Here is a 15,068-nt window from a genome sequence, read left to right as displayed (position 1 = left end):
GCTCACTCGCTGCGCTCGTTCACTCCTCGCGCTCACTGGTTACCCCCAGCGCTGTTGAGGAGCGGACCCGGGAGACCGGCCTCGTCGGCCGCCACCCGCCCGGCCGGCACGGCCGCGCTCGCTGCCGGAACGGAGATCCGGACGACAGCGCCGGACGTCGCCCCGAGGCTGCGACGCACTGTCGAGCCCGGCGAGTTCGTCGGCACCCAGACGACGCCGTCCGGCATCTCGGTGAGAGCCGCCGGCAGGGTCACTGCCCCCCGGTCGGTGCCGACGGTCACCGCGTCGCCGTCGGCGACACCGAGGGCCTCGGCGGTGCCCTTGCCCAGCCGGACGACCGGAGGGCGGGCGGTGCCGGCGAGGTGCTCGTCGCCCTCGGTCAGAGTGCCGAGGTCGACCAACTGGTGCCAGGTGGACAGCACAGCCTCACCGGAACGCGGGTGCGGCGCGGCGCCCGGCGACACCGACGGCGGCGCCGGTCGCTGGGTGCGCGTGGCCGGCAGCGAGCCCAGCTCACGGCGCACGCTCGGCACGTCGGCCGTGCCCAGTCGCACGTCCAGCAGAGCGGCCAGCGCGTCGAGCACCCGGCCGTCGGTCATCGCCGCGGTCGTCAGCACCGCCTCGAACGGACGCAGCCGACCCTCCCAGTCCAGGAAACTGCCGGACTTCTCGACCACCGGCGCGACAGGCAGGACCACGTTCGCCCGCCGGGTCACAGCGCTGCCGCGCAGCTCCAGGCTGACCAGGAAAGGCACCGCGTCCAGCGCGGTCTCGGCCAGCCGCGGGTCGGCCAGGTCGGACGGGTCGACCCCGCCGACCACAAGCGCGCCGAGCTGACCGTTGGCGGCCGCCGCCAAGATGCCGTCGGTGTCCCGACCGGCCTGGCTCGGGATCACCCCGGCCGGGATGTCCCACGCCTCGCCCAGCTCGGCCCGCGCGGCCGGCTCGGTGACCAGCCGGCCACCGGGGAGCAGGTTGGGCAGGCAGCCCGCGTCGACAGCACCGCGGTCACCCGCGCGTCGCGGCACCCAGGCCAGCTTCGCACCGGTACGCCGTGCCACGTCCGCCGCGGCGGAGAGCCCGCCCGGCACACTTGCCAGCCGCTCGCCGACGAGAAGGATCGCGCCCGGCGCGCTCAGCGCCTCGGCGACGGTGGCGTGCTCGGCGAGAACGCTCGCCTCCTCGCCCGGCACCACCCGGGCCAGCTTGGCACCGAGCTTCTCCAGGCCGCGGGTTGCGAACGGCGCCAGCGCGTACACCGTCAGGGTCTTCTTCAGGTACGCCTTGCGCAGCCGCAGGAAGAGGATCGGGCACTCCTCCTCCGGCTCCAGACCGACGAGCACCACAGCCGGCGCGTTCTCCACGTCGGTGTAGGTGACGTCGGTGACCCCGGCGACCGAGCTGGCCAGGAAGTCGGCCTCCTCGCGGGAGACCGGCCGTGCCCGGAAGTCGATGTCGTTGGTGTTCAGCGCGACCCGTGCGAACTTCGCGTACGCGTACGCGTCCTCGACTGTCAGCCGACCGCCGGTGAGCACCGCGGTGCCCTGGCCGCCGTCGCGGGCCGCGCGCAGCCCGTCGGCGGCCACGGTGAGCGCCTCACTCCAGGACGCCTCGCGCAGCTCACCGGTCTTGTCGTCGCGGACCAACGGGGTGGTCAGCCGATCGGTGGCGCGGGTGTACTGGAAGCCCCACCGGCCCTTGTCGCAGTTCCACTCCTCGTTCACCGCCGGCTCGTCGCCGGCCAGCCGGCGCAGCACCTTGCCACGCCGCCAGTCGGTGCGCTGCCCGCAGCCCGCCGAGCAGTGCTCGCAGACGCTCGGGCTGGAGACCAGGTCGAACGGGCGGGCCCGGAAGCGGTACTGCGCGCCGGTCAGCGCACCCACCGGGCAGATCTGCACGGTGTTGCCGGAGAAGTAGGAGTTGAACGGCACGTCCCCGGCGTCGCCCTCCTCGCCGTACGCGTCGTCCCGGTAGATGTTGATCTCCTCGGCGGACGACCGGCCCATCAGGTCGATGAACTTGTCGCCGGCGATCTCCTCGGAGAACCGGGTGCAGCGCTGGCACAGCACGCAACGCTCGCGGTCCAGCAGCACCTGGCTGCTGATCGCCATCGGCTTCTCGTACTCCCGCTTGTGCTCGTGGAAGCGCGAGTCGGTGCGGCCGGTGGACATCGCCTGGTTCTGCAGCGGGCACTCGCCGCCCTTGTCGCACATCGGGCAGTCCAGCGGGTGATTGAGCAGCAGCAGCTCCATCACCCCCTCCTGCGCCTTCTTGGCGACGGGCGAGGTGAGCTGGGTGCGGACCACCATGCCGTCGGCGACGGTCTGGGTGCAGGAGGCAACCGGCTTGCGCTGCCCCTCCACCTCGACCAGGCACTGCCGGCACGCGCCGGCCGGGGCCAGCAGCGGGTGGTCGCAGAACCGGGGGATCTCGGTGCCCATCTGCTCGGCGACCCGGATCAGCAGCGCCCCCTTGGGGGCGGTGACCTCGACGCCGTCGATGGTGAGGGTGACGGTCTCGGTCTGCTTGGCTACGTCGGTCATTAGTGGGCTCCCACCAGCTGCTTGTCCGACAGCTTCGGCGCGGTACGTCCCTCGATGTAGTCGAGGTAGTCCTGCTTGAAGTACTTCAGCGACGAGGTCACCGAGCTGGTCGCACCGTCACCGAGGCCGCAGAACGAACGACCCAGGATGTTGTCACAGGTGTCCAGCAGGGTTTCCAGGTCCTCGTGGGTGCCCTGACCGGAGAGGATCCGCCGGTAGACCCGGACCATCCAGTAGTTGCCCTCGCGGCACGGGGTGCACTTCCCGCACGACTCGTGGTGGTAGAACTCCAGCCACCGGTAGGTCGCGTAGACCGGGCAGTCCTGGTCGGAGAAGATCTGCGTGGCAGTGGTGCCGAGGATCGAGCCGGCCGCCGCCACGCCCTCGAAGTCCAGCGGGACGTCCAGGTGCTCGGCGGCGAGCAGCGGGGTGGACGAGCCGCCCGGGGTCCAGAACCTCAGGTTGTGGCCGGGCTGCATCCCGCCGGCAAGCTCCAGCAGCTCGCGCAGCGTCACACCCATCGAGCACTCGTACTGGCCTGGGTTGGCGATCCGGCCGGAGAGCGAGTAGATCATCGGCCCGGACGACTTCTCCGTGCCCATTGACTTCCACCAGTCGGCCCCGCCGAGCACGATCGGCGGCACGCTGGCGATGGTGCCGACGTTGTTCACCACAGTCGGGCTGGCGTACAGGCCGTGGGTGGCCGGGAACGGCGGACGCAGCCGGGGCTGGCCGCGGAAGCCCTCCAGCGAGTCGAGCAGCGCCGTCTCCTCGCCACAGATGTACGCCCCGGCGCCGGAGTGCACCACCAGCTCCAGGTCGAAGCCGCTGCGCAGGATGTTCCGGCCCAGGTAGCCCTTGTCGTACGCCTCCTGGACGGCGTTGCGCAGCCGGCGCGCGGCGTGCACCGCCTCGCCCCGGATGTAGATGTAGGCGCGGCTGGCCCGGATCGCGTACGACGCGATGATCACGCCCTCGACCAGCGCGTGCGGGTCGTGGGTCATCAGCGGCAGGTCCTTGCAGGTCCCCGGCTCGCCCTCGTCGGCGTTGACCACCAGGTAGTGCGGCTTGCCGTCGCCCTGCGGGATGAAGCCCCACTTCAGACCGGTGGGGAAGCCCGCGCCACCCCGGCCGCGCAGCCCGGAGTCCTTGATCAGTTGGATCAGGTCGTCCGGGTGGGCCTTGAGGGCCTTGCGCAGCGCGGCGTAGCCGTCCAACTGCTCGTAGGTGCCGATCCGCCAGGCGTCCGGCGACAGCCAGCGCTTGGTCAGCACCGGCGTCAGCTTGGCCAGCGTCTCCGGGCGGGGAGTGGTCACTTCTGTGCCCCCGTTTCGGTAGCGGCGGCGGAGTTCGCGCCATCAGCGCTCGCCGACGCTTCGGTGAGGTTGCGCTCCTGCGCGTCGGTGGAGTCACCGGCGGGCTTGCCGTCGCCGGCCGGCTCGTTGGCCGCCACACCGGCGGCCTCCGCCTCCCGCGCCTCGCGCGGGCCCGGCGGCGAGGTCTCCGCCGGAACCTTCGTGCCGGGTGCGTCCGGCGCCGCGGTCTCCGCGTCGGGCTGCCGGGTCTCGGCGGTACGCACCTGCGGCGACTTGGCGTCCGGTGCCTTCACGTCCCTGGCGGTGCTGCCGGCCGCCGCGGCGGCGGGAGTCCGCTCGCCCGTGCCGGCCTTACCGCTCGCGTCCCCGGACTGCACGGGAGTCGCCGGCTTCGCGGCCTCGGCGGCGGCCTTCGCCTTCGCCGCCTCCTTGTCCGCCTCGGCCTTGCTGCGGATCGGCGTGTTCGGGTCGAAGCCCGGCACCGAGACGCCGTGCTCCTGCGCCAGCCGCAGCCCGCGCAGGGTGGGCTCGCCCGGCCCGCCGTCGGCGACCGCGCCGTCCCGCTCGTCGGCGAAACCTGCGAGCTGCACCGCCATCTCCTTGAGCGTGCAGAGCCGGGCGCCACGGGTCGGCATCGGCCGGCCACCGGCACGCAGCTCGTCGACCACACCGACCGCTGTGGACGGGTCGACGCCGTCGAAGAAGTCGTAGTTGACGGTCATCACCGGCCCGTAGTCGCAGGCCGCCAGGCACTCGGCGTGCTCCAGCGTGATCGTCCCGTCGGCGGTGGTCTCGTCGTGCCCGACACCCAGGTGCTCGGAGAGCGTGTCGTAGACCTCCTGACCGCCCAGCACGTTGCACATGGTGTTTGTGCAGACGCTGACCAGGAAGTCGCCGGTCGGCTTGCGCTTGTACATGGTGTAGAAGGTGGCCACCGCGCCGACCTGGGCCTTGTTCAGGCCGAGCACCTCGGCGCAGAACGTGACACCAGCCGGCGAGACGTACCCCTCCTCGGACTGGACCAGGTGCAGCAGCGGCAGCAGAGCCGAGCGGGACCGGTCCGCCGGGTAGCGGGCGATGATCTCGCGCGCCCGCTCCCGGGTCTCGTCAGTGAACGTCGTCGTCATCAGAGCCGCCTTCCGTTCGCGACTGCGGGGCTCGCAAGCTCACTCCTCGCGCTCACCTGTCACACCCACCCATCACGGGATCCAGCGAGGCGCCGCCGGCGATCACGTCGGCGATCAGGCCGCCCTCGGCCATCGCCGGCAGGGCCTGGAGGTTGACGAAGCTCGGCTCCCGGTAGTGCACCCGGTACGGCCGGGTGCCACCGTCGGAGACCGCGTGCACGCCCAACTCGCCGCGGGGCGACTCGATGCCGACGTACACCTGGCCGGGCGGGACCCGGAAGCCCTCGGTGACCAGCTTGAAGTGGTGGATCAGCGACTCCATCGACTGACCCATGATCTTCGCGACGTGCTCCAGCGAGTTGCCCATGCCGTCGACACCGATGGCGAGCTGGGCCGGCCACGCGATCTTGCGATCGGCGACCATCACCGGACCCGGCTTCAACCGGTCCAGCGCCTGCTCGACGAGCTTCATGGACTCCCGGATCTCGGCGAGCCGGACCAGGTAGCGGCCCCACACGTCACCGTCGGTGTGGGTCGGCACGTCGAACTCGTACGTCTCGTAGCCGCAGTACGGCATTGTCTTGCGCAGGTCCCAGGCGAGCCCGGCGGAGCGCAGCACCGGCCCGGTGACGCCGAGCGCCACGCAGCCGGTGACGTCGAGCACCGCGACGTTCTTCGTCCGCTCCAGCCAGATCGGCTGGCCGGAGAGCAGGTCCTCGTACTCCTTGAGCTTCTTCGGCATCATCTTGAGGAAGTCACGGATCTTGGCGATGGCCTCGTCCGGAACGTCCTGCGCCACACCGCCCGGCCGGACGTACGCGTGGTTCATCCGCAGACCGGTGATGGTCTCGAAGATGTCCAGGATGTACTCCCGCTCGCGGAAGCCGTAGAGCATGATCGAGATCGCGCCCAGCTCCATGCCGGTGGTGGCCAGCCAGACCAGGTGCGACGAGATCCGGTTGAGCTCCATCATCAGCACGCGGATGGTGGTGGCGCGCTCGGTGATGTCGTCGGTGACGCCGAGCAGCTTCTCGACCGCGAGGGCGTACGCCGTCTCGTTGAAGATCGGGGCGAGGTAGTCCATCCGGGTCACGAACGTCGAGCCCTGCACCCAGTTGCGGTATTCGAGGTTCTTCTCGATACCTGTGTGCAGGTAGCCGACGACCGAGCGGGCCTCGCGGACCGTCTCGCCCTCAAGCTCCAGGATCAGGCGCAGCACCCCGTGCGTGGACGGGTGCTGCGGACCCATGTTGACCACGATCCGCTCGTCGTTGAGCGGGTCGGCGCCCGAGACGACCGTGTCCCAGTCGCCACCGGTGACGGTGAAGACCCGACCCTCGGCGGTCTCGCGCTCGGTTGCGTAGTTCGGCGTGGTCACAGTGCCCGCCCTCCGTTCACGACTGCGGGGCTCGCAAGCTCACTCCTCGCGCTCACTGGTAGGACCTCCTCCGGTCCGGCGGCGGAATCTCGGCGCCCTTGTACTCGACGGGCACCCCACCGAGCGGGTAGTCCTTACGCTGCGGGTGACCCTCCCAGTCGTCCGGCATGAGGATCCGGGTCAGGGCGGGATGGCCGTCGAAGACGATGCCGAACATGTCGTACGCCTCCCGCTCCTGCCAGTCCGCAGTCGGGTAGACGGCGGTCACGCTGGGCAGGTGCGGCTGCTCGACGGAGACCGCGGCCTCCAGCCGGACCCGACGCCGGTACGTCATCGAGGTGAGCAGGTAGACCACATGCAGCCGGCGTTCGTCGGCGCCGAGGTAGTCCACACCGGACACCGAGGAGCACAGCTCGAAGCGCAGCGCCATGTCGTCCCGCAGCACCTGGCAGACCTCGGCGATCCGCTCCGGGCGGACGTGCAGGGTCAACTCGCCCCGGTCGACGACGACCTTCTCGATCGCGTCCCCGAAGGCCGGGTACGCCTCCTCCAGCGCGTCGCGGACCTCGTCGAAGTAGCCGCCGTACGGTCGGGCGGCCTCCTCGATGGGCTGGCGCTGGCGGACCAGGCCGCCGTAGCCGGACACGTCGCCGGTGCCCTGGTTGCCGAACATCCCGCGGCCGGCCGGGCTGGACGGCGGGTACTCGGCCGGGGCGGTGCCGCTGGCGCCGGCCGGGGTGACCGGAACCGGCACACCCCCGTCATTGGTCCTGTCGTTCGGTGCGGTCACTGCGCCTGCCCTCCGTTCGCGACTGCGGGGCTCCGCTTCGCTGCACTCCTCGCGCTCACTTGGGGCCCCTGTGCGCGTGGAGGTGGTTCTGGGCGTTCATCCAGTTCTCGATACGCAGCTGCTCCTCGCGCCCCTCGCGGACCGCCTGGGTCCACTCGGCACGCCGAGCCTTGTCGCTGCGGTACGAGGACGGCATGGAGCCGTACGGCACGACCGGCACGTCACCGCGCTCCTGGCGGGCCGCAAGCATCTTGCGGCCGTTCGCACCCAGCGGCTCGTACATGATCTTCTCGCGGAGCTTGAGGATCGCGTCGATGAGCATCTCGGGCCGGGGCGGGCAGCCGGGCAGGTACATGTCGACAGGCACGACGTGGTCGACGCCCTGCACGATGGCGTAGTTGTTGAACATGCCGCCGCTGCTGGCACAGACGCCCATCGAGAGCACCCAGCGGGGCTCGGCCATCTGGTCGTAGATCTGGCGCAGCACGGGTGCCATCTTCTGGCTCACCCGCCCGGCCACGATCATCAGGTCGGCCTGCCGGGGCGAGGCCCGGAAGACCTCCATGCCCCAGCGGCCCATGTCGTAGTGCGGACCACCGGCGGCCATCATCTCGATGGCGCAGCAGGCCAGGCCGAAGGTGGCGCCCCACACGGACGACTTCCGGGACCAGTTGACCAGCTTCTCCACCGAGGTGAGCAGGACGCCGGCGGGAAGCTTCTCCTCGATGCCCATCTGACGTTCCTTCCTCAGTCCCAGTCCAGGCCGCCGCGCCGCCACACATAGGCGTACGCGACGAAGACCGCGACGATGAACAGGACCATCTCCACGAAGCCGAAGATCGGCAGAGCGTCGAACGAGACCGCCCAGGGGTAGAGGAAGATGATCTCAATGTCGAAGACGATGAAGAGCATCGCCGTCAGGTAGAACTTGATCGGGAATCGCCCGCCGCCAACCGGCTGCGGACTGGGCTCGATGCCACATTCATAGGCTTCGAGCTTGGCCTTGTTGTATCGACGGGGGCCAGTTATCCGGGCAGCGCCGACAGAGAACAGCGCGAACGCCGCGGCGAGGGCGAAGAGCCCGATGATCGGTGCGTAAGGCGAGAGCGACATCTTTTCTCCTGCTCGTCCTTCCCTGCCCTCGGTGCTTGACAAAATTCACACTATTCACATCCCTGCCGGTGGTTGCCAGCGGGGGTCGATCTCTGTCCGGATCGGAACTGTGACCAGTCTCGACACGGTTTTCAGCAGCTCCCCGCCGGCGTCGGTGGCGGCGGGAAGTGAGGTCATCGGCGTCATTTACACGGCCGGAGCCGCCTTCGTCATCGCGTTGATGACCCGGTCCATCGCGTCCCCACCACGGGGGTCGGTCAGGTTGGCCAGCAGTTTGAGCACGAATCGCATCAGCGTCGGATGCGGCATTCCGTGTTTGGTGGCGATCCGCATGATCTCCGGACGGCCGATCAGCTTCACGAAGATGCCGCCCAGCCGGTAGTAGCCACCGAGGCGGGCCTTCAGCTCGTTCGGGTACGCCATCAGCGCCCGCTCCCGCTCCGGGCCGGCCGGTCGGGCGAGCGCCTGCACCACGACCTCGGCCGCCAACTCGCCGGACTCCATCGCGTACGCGATGCCCTCGCCGTTGAACGGGTTGACCATGCCGCCGGAGTCACCGACGAGCAGCACGCCCCGGGTGTAGTGCGGCACCCGGTTGAAGCCCATCGGCAGCGCGGCGCCGAGGATGGGACCGTCGGCGTTCGTCTCGTCGGTCATGCCCCACTCGGCGGGGGTGTTGGCGAGCCAGTCGGTGAGCAGCCGGCGGTAGTTGGTCTTGCCGAACGCGGACGACGAGTTGAGCACGCCGAGGCCGACGTTCACCCGCCCGTCGCCGAGGCCGAAGATCCAGCCGTAGCCGGGCAGCAGGTTGTCGCCGCTGTCCTTGCTGCGCAGCTCCAGCCACGACTCCAGGTAGTTGTCGTCGTGCTTGAGCGGGGACCGGTAGTAGCGGCGGACGGCCACGCCGATCGGCCGGTCCTCCCGCTTGGCCAGCCCGAGCGCCAGCGGGAACCGACCCGAGACGCCGTCGGCGGCCACGACAAGCGGGGCGCGGAAGGTGGTGGGCTCCTTGCCGGGCCCCACCTCGGCCTCGACACCTGTCACGCGGCCGTCGCCGTCGAGCACCGGGCCGAGCACGTTGACGTTGGTACGGAGTTTCGCGCCGGCGGCCACCGCGCGCTGGGCGAGCAGGTCGTCGAAGTCGAGCCGGGTGCGCACCAGGCCGTAGTTGGGGAAGCTCGCCAGCTCGGGCCAGTCCAGCTCCAGGCGGACGCCGCCGCCGATCACCCGCAGGCCACGGTTGTGCAGCCAGCCGCCCTCGGGCGAGGTGTCCACGCCCATCCGGATGAGCTGCCGCACCGCGCGCGGGGTCAGCCCGTCGCCGCAGACCTTCTCCCGAGGGAACTCGGTCTTCTCCAGCACCAGCACGCGTACGCCGTGCCGGGCCAGGTGGTACGCAGTCGCCGATCCACCGGGGCCGGCGCCAACGACGATGACGTCGGCGTCGTGTTCCACCGCGGTCATTCGCACCTCCTCCCGCACGCTCGTGAAATGCTTCACAAGCCAGACGAGACGAGTGTATGACCGGTGTCATACCAGCGCAGGGTCAGGGGTACCTAAGTCGCTGGTGTTACAGCCGGTGACCGTCCACAGTAGTCAGGTGTCAGATCCGACTGGGCGCTTCCAGGCCCGCGTCAACCCGGATGGTTTCCGGCAAATGCTCACGTAACGCACCCCCGGCGGCCCGGTCCAGGGCGGCGAGCACCTCGGCGACGACCTGCCGCACCTCCGCCGGGTCGGCGCCGGCAAGTGCGCGCAGTTGCGCGACGAGCTCGGCCGCGTCGTCGTCGGTGGCGGTCACCGGGCCCGCCGGGTCTGCTCCGGTCATGCCGGCAAGCGTACCGGGCAAAGTAGACAAAATTCCGACATTGCCGAAAGGTGAACCGATTCGGGTAGGAGTGGGCCGCTTACTCGCGGATCCCCCTGTGCAGGGCGACCACGCCGCCGGTCAGGTTGCGCCACGCCACCCGTCCCCACCCGGCGGCACCGATACGTCCGGCCAACGCGGCCTGGTCCGGCCATGCCCGGATCGACTCGGCCAGGTAGACGTACGCCTCCGGGTTGCTGGACACCGCACGGGCCACCGCCGGCAGCGACCGCATGAGGTACGACAGGTAGACCGTCCGGAAGGCCGGATTGACGGGCGTGCTGAACTCGCACACCACGAGCCGCCCGCCGGGCCGGGTGACCCGGGCCAGCTCGCGCAGGGCCGCATCGGTGTCGTTGACGTTGCGAAGCGCGAACGAGATGGTCACCGCGTCGAAGCTGGCGTCGGCGAACGGCAGTCGCAGGGCGTCCCCGGCCAGCAGCGGCACCTCCGGTCGCGCCCGCTTGCCCGCGTACAACATGCCCAGCGACAGATCCGCGCCGACCGCGTACGCCCCGGAATGGGCGAGCTCACGCGTCGAGACACCGGTGCCCGCTCCCACGTCCAGCACCCGCTCGCCGGGCCGCAGGCCGAGCGCGGCCCGGGTGGCCCGACGCCAGGAGCGATCCTGGCCGAAGGAGAGCACAGTGTTCGTCAGGTCGTAACGCTCCGCCACATCGTCGAACATCGCGGCGACCTCGTGCGGCTGCTTGTCCAGGCTGGCTCGCTGGCCCTGCGGGGTACGGCTCACCCCTCCACTCTGCCAGCCGCCCGCCAACAGACGAGCGCTGGGTCTGCGTACCTCTGACCGGTCGGAAGCATCGGCGCTGCCTGCGGCGATGGAGCAGGCACTGGCGGCGGCCCTGGCACGCGAAAGGGCGGGGTGGTCGCCCACCCCGCCCTTCACGTCATGCCTCGGTCAGTCGGTCGACTTCTCGTCGCCCGGGGCGACCAGGACGACCTTGCGTCGGCGGGAGAGCACAAGCAGCGCTCCACCCACGAGCAGGATCATGCCGCCGATGCCGCCGATCAGGCCGACCTGCACACCGGTCACCGGGAGACCGCCGCCACCGGAACCGCCACCGGAACCAGGCGACGTGGTGACGCCGGGAGACGTCGTCGTACCCGGTGACGTCGTGCCACCCGGGGTCGGCGTCGCCGTCGGCGAGGGCGTGGCCGTCGGCGTCGGGGTGGGCTGCACGGTCAGGTCGACGAAGACGTCGAACTGCGCGCTGTTGTCCACCTCGTCGACCTCGGTGAACGCCTTGCGCTGCGCGCCGGTGGCGACCTTCGGCTGCTCCTCGGGGCTACCCACTGACGCGTCCAGACCGGCTGCCCACAGGAAGCCGGGCCGGAGCACCGACTCGGTGACGTCCGAGCCGACCTTCACCTTGATGCCCGCGGTGTAGAACTGCCCCGGCTTCAGCACCACACCGGTGTCCTCGCAGTACGCGTTCGCGAAGCCTCCCAGCGGCTGCTCGATGCAGCCCTCCGGCAGCTCGGCGAAGGTGACGCCGGCCGGCAGGGTGATCCCGTACGCCACGCCGGTCGCCTTGCGGCTGCCGTCGTTGTAGATCGCCCAGTCCAGCGGCGCGGTCTCGCCGCGCTTCACAGCCCGGAGGTCGGACTCGCCGACCTCGTCGCCGTCGACAGTCACGTTCGCGTAGACGTCCTGCACCCAGGCGGTGAGGTCGTAGCCGGGTTCGGTGACGGTGATGTCGTGCTCGACGGTGTTGTCGTCGAGGTTGGGGTCGGTGGTGGCCGAGCTGATCGTGACGACGAGCGTGCCGCCGTTACCGCGACCACCGGTGGAGAAGAGCGGGATACCGAAGTCCTCGGTGGTGCCGGCGGCCAGATCGCCGAGCAGACAGGTGAACTTCGTGCCGGTGACGTCGCACCCGATCGGGACGAGGTAGCCCACCTTGCGGTTCTTGAGGCCCTTCGTCTCCACGGTGACCCGGACGTCCTTGGCGTCGACAGTGCTCCGGGTGTTGTCGACCTGGAACTTGAACGGCTTGGCCTTGGCCTCCTTGACGCCCTTGGCCAGCTGGTAGCTCAACGGCTGCAGCGCGAGGTCGGCCCCTTCGGCGGCCTGCGCCGGGGCGGCGACGGTGGCCAGGCCACCGGCCGCGAGCAGGGCCACGACGCCGGCGCGAGCCAGAGTCGAGCGGTGGAACGGTGTCATCAGTCCCCCGGGGGATAGGGAAGGCAATGGTTGTGGGAACGAGCGGACGTTATCGAAGGTCGATCTCCCGCGCCAGCGTGGGAGCCGCATTTCCACTGTCTTTACCGGACCGGGCAGACGGTACGGGCGGAATGGTCACCCATCCCGCCCGTACCGCCGTGCGTTATATGAACGACCCTCATGGGTCGATGGAGGACTACCCCGGTCCAGCACCCGTCCGACCACCTCCACCAGCACCGCGTGCGGAATCCGCCGATCCGCGCACCTGGGCGGCGGGTGGTGAGGACGGGTATGGCCGGGACGGTAGCCGCCCACGATCATCTCCACCAGCCCTGCAGCGGGCAGCCTGGCGCTGCGACGGCACTGTCGACCCGTACCGCCGAGGCACCGGCGCGGGAGCACGACCCCTGATCAACCGAACGGCCGCGCGAGGGCACTACCCCCTGGTCAACCGAACGGTCGAGCCGGGCCCGCCTCAGTTGACCTCGACCAGGGGGAGCGACCGGCCGGCACCGCCACCAGGCAGCGCGATCGACGAGAAGTGCGAGACCACCCGCTCGTCGGTCGGGTCGTCGGCCGGGGTGTGGTGCACCGCCAACCGGTTGTAGAGGGTGTCCCGCTGGGCCGGGATGCGGTCGGCGGAGCGGATCATGCCGATCAGCTCGTGCAGGTTGGAGCGGTGCCGAGCGCCGGCGGAGGAGATGACGTTCTCCTCCAGCATGATCGAGCCGAGGTCGTCCACGCCCATGTGCAGCGCGAGCTGCCCGACGTCCTTGCCGGTGGTCAGCCAGGACGCCTGAAGGTGCGGCACCGTCTCGAAGAAGAGCCGGGCCACCGCGACCAGGCGCAGGTACTCCAGCGTGGTCGCCTGGGTGCGGCCCTTGAGGTGGTTGTTCTCCGGCTGGTACGTCCACGGGATGAACGACCGGAAACCACGGGTGCGGTCCTGCACGTCGCGGATCATGCGGAGGTGCTCGATCCGCTCGGCGTGCGTCTCGCCGGTGCCCATCATCATGGTGGCTGTCGACTCGACGCCCTGCCGGTGGGCCAGCTCCATGACCTCCAGCCAGCGCTCACCCGACTCCTTGAGCGGCGCGATTGCCTTACGCGGGCGCTCGGGCAGCATCTCCGCCCCGGCACCGGCGATGGAGTCCAGACCGGCGGCCTTGATCCGGGCGATGGCCTCGTCCAGGCTCACGCCGGACACCTTGGCCATGTGCAGGATCTCGCTCGGGCCGATCGAGTGGATGGCGAGCTGGGGGTACGCCTGCTTGACCGAGGAGAACAGCTCCTCGTAGTACTCGACGCCGTAGTCCGGGTGGTGCCCGCCCTGGAGCATGACCTGGGTCGCGCCCAGCTCGACCGCCTCGCCGCAGCGACGCAGGATCTCCTCGGTCGGGTGGGTCCATCCCTCGGAGTGCTTGGGTGCCCGGTAGAACGCGCAGAACTTGCACGCCGTCACGCAGACGTTCGTGTAGTTGATGTTGCGGTCGATCAGGTAGGTGACGACGTTGTCCGGGTAGCGCCGCCGGCGCACCGCGTCCGCCGCCTCGCCCAACGCGTGAAAGGGCGCCTCCGTGTAGAGCAGCAGCGCCTCCTCGGGCGTGATCCGCCCGCCGTCCGCGCCGCGTTGCAGGATGTCGTCGATCTCGCGGTTCGCCGTCACACCCCGAGCGTACGCCGACCGCACCGGACCCCACGTCGCCCACCCTCGCGCTCCGGCACGGAAAGCGCGGTGACGATCGCCACGCCCACACGGCAAGCCATCGATATTCTACGATTCGTTGATGACCGACGAACCCGCACCCGCAACGAGGCGCGCGCTACGCCGTCGTGCCTTCCTGACCCTGGCTCCTCTCGCGGCCGGCGGCCTGGTGCTCACCGCGTCCCCCCACCCGGCCGCAGCGACCGCTCCCGCACCGGAGTGCCTCGCCGACCTGCTGGAACGCTGATGGCCACCATCGGTTGGCTGGCCGACGTACTCCGCTCAGCCGGTGTCTCGGTGGTGGAGGAGGGCAACTGGCTCGGCCGGGTGGCCGGCAGCTCGTTCAACCCGATCGGCGTGCTCTGGCACCACACCGCCGCCACCTCCAGCGCCGCCAACCCGCATCCCGCCCTGGGCATCTGCATCAACGGCCGCTCCGACCTGCCCGGCCCGCTGTGCCACGCGCTCGTCGACTACAACGGCGTCTTTCACGTCATCTCCGGCGGGCGGGCCAACCACGCCGGGTCCAGCCGTGGCAGCGGCCCCATCCCGGCCGGCGACGGCAACACCCTCCTGGTCGGTTGGGAGATCGACTACAACGGGGTCGACCAGCGGATGACCCCCGCCCAGTACGCCGCCTCCGTACTCGCCACCGCCGCAGTACTGCGCCGGCTGGGCCGCGACGCCAGCCATGCACGTGGCCACCGGGAGACAAGCACCACCGGCAAGATCGACCCCTCCTTCATCGACCTCGACACGATGCGCGCCGACGTCGCCCGACAGCTCACCGGCAACCCGCCCCTCGACCTCTGGAAGGACGACATGAAACTCATCCAGTCCACCAACCGGGGCATCGCCCTGGTCGGCCCCGGCTACTTCCGGCTGCTCCGCACCGACGAAGAGGTCCACGCCGCCGTCGCGCTCGTCGGCAACCCGCTCGTCGGCAACGACCGACAGTTCGACCTGTGGCGCAGCATCGCCTTCGACGGTCAGGTAAAGGCACCGAGCTGACCCGCGACGGGCACGCCGGCGGCCTCGCGTCGG

The 15,068-nt window shown here is 70.3% G+C and carries 14 protein-coding genes; 2 read left to right on the top strand and 12 right to left on the bottom strand.

All coding sequences use genetic code 11. The annotated features are described in order from the left end of the window. Positions 1 to 32: 32 nt before the first annotated feature. The 12 genes from ACLQ23_RS22955 to mqnC all read right to left on the bottom strand — a co-directional run bounded on the left by ACLQ23_RS22955 (position 33) and on the right by mqnC (position 13,985). Entirely contained in the window at positions 33 to 2,543 is a 2,511-nt protein-coding gene (locus ACLQ23_RS22955) for an NADH-quinone oxidoreductase subunit G (protein WP_425881055.1), read from the bottom strand. Continuing rightward, on the bottom strand, positions 2,543 to 3,859 hold the full coding sequence (gene nuoF, locus ACLQ23_RS22950; protein ID WP_355588057.1) for an NADH-quinone oxidoreductase subunit NuoF: 1,317 nt from the start codon (positions 3,857 to 3,859) through the stop codon (positions 2,543 to 2,545). The genes ACLQ23_RS22955 and nuoF overlap by 1 nt, the downstream gene beginning before the upstream one ends. Then, positions 3,856 to 4,986 carry an NADH-quinone oxidoreductase subunit NuoE gene (gene nuoE, locus ACLQ23_RS22945; RefSeq protein WP_355588055.1) on the bottom strand — a complete coding sequence of 377 codons (1,131 nt, stop codon included), beginning with the start codon at positions 4,984 to 4,986 and terminating at the stop codon, positions 3,856 to 3,858. The genes nuoF and nuoE overlap by 4 nt, the downstream gene beginning before the upstream one ends. A gap of 52 nt (positions 4,987 to 5,038) precedes the next feature. Further along, a complete protein-coding gene (locus tag ACLQ23_RS22940; protein ID WP_355588053.1) occupies positions 5,039 to 6,364 on the bottom strand; it encodes an NADH-quinone oxidoreductase subunit D in 1,326 nt (441 codons plus the stop codon). Between the two features lie 52 nt (positions 6,365 to 6,416). Continuing rightward, a complete protein-coding gene (locus ACLQ23_RS22935; RefSeq protein ID WP_053652227.1) occupies positions 6,417 to 7,154 on the bottom strand; it encodes an NADH-quinone oxidoreductase subunit C in 738 nt (245 codons plus the stop codon). Positions 7,155 to 7,209: 55 nt separating this feature from the next. Further along, entirely contained in the window at positions 7,210 to 7,887 is a 678-nt protein-coding gene (locus ACLQ23_RS22930; protein ID WP_355588052.1) for a NuoB/complex I 20 kDa subunit family protein, read from the bottom strand. A gap of 14 nt (positions 7,888 to 7,901) precedes the next feature. After that, positions 7,902 to 8,267, bottom strand: coding sequence for an NADH-quinone oxidoreductase subunit A (locus ACLQ23_RS22925; RefSeq protein ID WP_053652225.1), 366 nt, complete (start codon positions 8,265 to 8,267; stop codon positions 7,902 to 7,904). A 186-nt stretch (positions 8,268 to 8,453) separates the two neighbouring features. Then, positions 8,454 to 9,731 (bottom strand): geranylgeranyl reductase family protein, encoded by a 1,278-nt coding sequence (locus ACLQ23_RS22920; RefSeq protein ID WP_355588050.1) that lies wholly within the window; start codon positions 9,729 to 9,731, stop codon positions 8,454 to 8,456. Between the two features lie 139 nt (positions 9,732 to 9,870). Then, positions 9,871 to 10,095, bottom strand: a complete 225-nt coding sequence (locus ACLQ23_RS22915) for a hypothetical protein (RefSeq protein WP_355588048.1) — start codon at positions 10,093 to 10,095, stop codon at positions 9,871 to 9,873. 79 nt (positions 10,096 to 10,174) lie between these two features. Beyond that, positions 10,175 to 10,885, bottom strand: a complete 711-nt coding sequence (locus ACLQ23_RS22910; RefSeq protein ID WP_355588046.1) for a demethylmenaquinone methyltransferase — start codon at positions 10,883 to 10,885, stop codon at positions 10,175 to 10,177. A 168-nt stretch (positions 10,886 to 11,053) separates the two neighbouring features. Beyond that, a complete protein-coding gene (locus ACLQ23_RS22905) occupies positions 11,054 to 12,319 on the bottom strand; it encodes an LPXTG cell wall anchor domain-containing protein (protein WP_355588044.1) in 1,266 nt (421 codons plus the stop codon). Between the two features lie 475 nt (positions 12,320 to 12,794). Further along, positions 12,795 to 13,985, bottom strand: coding sequence for a cyclic dehypoxanthinyl futalosine synthase (gene mqnC, locus ACLQ23_RS22900; RefSeq protein ID WP_355588042.1), 1,191 nt, complete (start codon positions 13,983 to 13,985; stop codon positions 12,795 to 12,797). A gap of 121 nt (positions 13,986 to 14,106) precedes the next feature. On the opposite strand from mqnC, the gene ACLQ23_RS22895 reads away from it, so the two are divergent. Together ACLQ23_RS22895 and ACLQ23_RS22890 are read left to right on the top strand one after the other, a co-directional pair. Then, the gene (locus ACLQ23_RS22895; RefSeq protein ID WP_355588040.1) at positions 14,107 to 14,271 is read left to right on the top strand and encodes a hypothetical protein; all 165 of its coding nucleotides are present in this window, start codon (positions 14,107 to 14,109) and stop codon (positions 14,269 to 14,271) included. After that, the gene (locus tag ACLQ23_RS22890; RefSeq protein ID WP_355588038.1) at positions 14,271 to 15,035 is read left to right on the top strand and encodes a peptidoglycan recognition protein family protein; all 765 of its coding nucleotides are present in this window, start codon (positions 14,271 to 14,273) and stop codon (positions 15,033 to 15,035) included. The genes ACLQ23_RS22895 and ACLQ23_RS22890 overlap by 1 nt, the downstream gene beginning before the upstream one ends. The last annotated feature ends 33 nt before the right edge of the window (positions 15,036 to 15,068 follow it).

Source organism: Micromonospora sp. DT41 (assembly GCF_049841715.1).
In the GTDB taxonomy this organism is placed as follows: Bacteria; Actinomycetota; Actinomycetes; order Mycobacteriales; family Micromonosporaceae; genus Micromonospora; species Micromonospora profundi.
This window is presented reverse-complemented; position numbering and strand designations above follow the sequence as displayed.